Origin of the sequence: Streptomyces milbemycinicus (assembly GCF_002154605.1) — a bacterium.
Taxonomy (GTDB): domain Bacteria; phylum Actinomycetota; class Actinomycetes; order Streptomycetales; family Streptomycetaceae; genus Streptomyces; species Streptomyces milbemycinicus.
The window spans coordinates 1,217-1,816 of sequence record NZ_MUNE01000691.1 but is presented as its reverse complement, the minus strand read 5'-3'; the positions used below and the strand labels follow the sequence as shown (position 1 = coordinate 1,816).

General features: G+C 71.0%; 1 protein-coding gene. It reads left to right on the top strand.

Going from position 1 to position 600, the window contains the following annotated elements; translation table 11 throughout:
- Positions 1-600: S8 family serine peptidase (locus tag CCN51_RS58480; protein ID WP_245881799.1), on the top strand; the 600-nt coding region annotated here is incomplete at both ends.

The following is a 600-nucleotide window of genomic DNA, read 5'->3' as shown; positions in this document are numbered from 1 at the left end:
CCGGGCAGCGCGGAGGCCGCGCTCACCGTGGGCGCCGTCGACGACACCGACAAGCTGGCCTCGTTCTCCAGCACGGGCCCCGGCCTCGACGGGCAGATCAAGCCCGACGTGACCGCACCCGGCGTGGACACCACGGCCGCCTCGGCCCCGGGCAGCGTCATAGCCCAGGAGGTCGGCGAGAAGCCGCCCGGCTACGTGAGCATCTCGGGTACGTCGATGGCCACCCCGCATGTCGCGGGCGCCGCGGCGATCCTGAAGCAGCAGCACCCCGACTGGACGTACACCCAGCTCAAGGGTGCGCTGACCGGCTCCGCGAAGGGCGGCAAGTACACGCCGTTCCAGCAGGGTTCGGGCCGGATCCAGGTCGACAAGGCCATCAAGCAGACCGTGGTCGCCGACCCGACGTCGGTGAGCTTCGGCCTCCAGCAGTGGCCGCACACCGACGACAAGCCGGTCACCGACAAGGTCACGTACAAGAACCTCGGGAAGACCGATGTCACGCTGACCCTCGCGGTGACGGCCACCGACCCGAAGGGGCAGGCCGCACCGGCCGGCTTCTTCACGCTCGGCACCAAGACGCTGACCGTCCCGGCGGGCGGC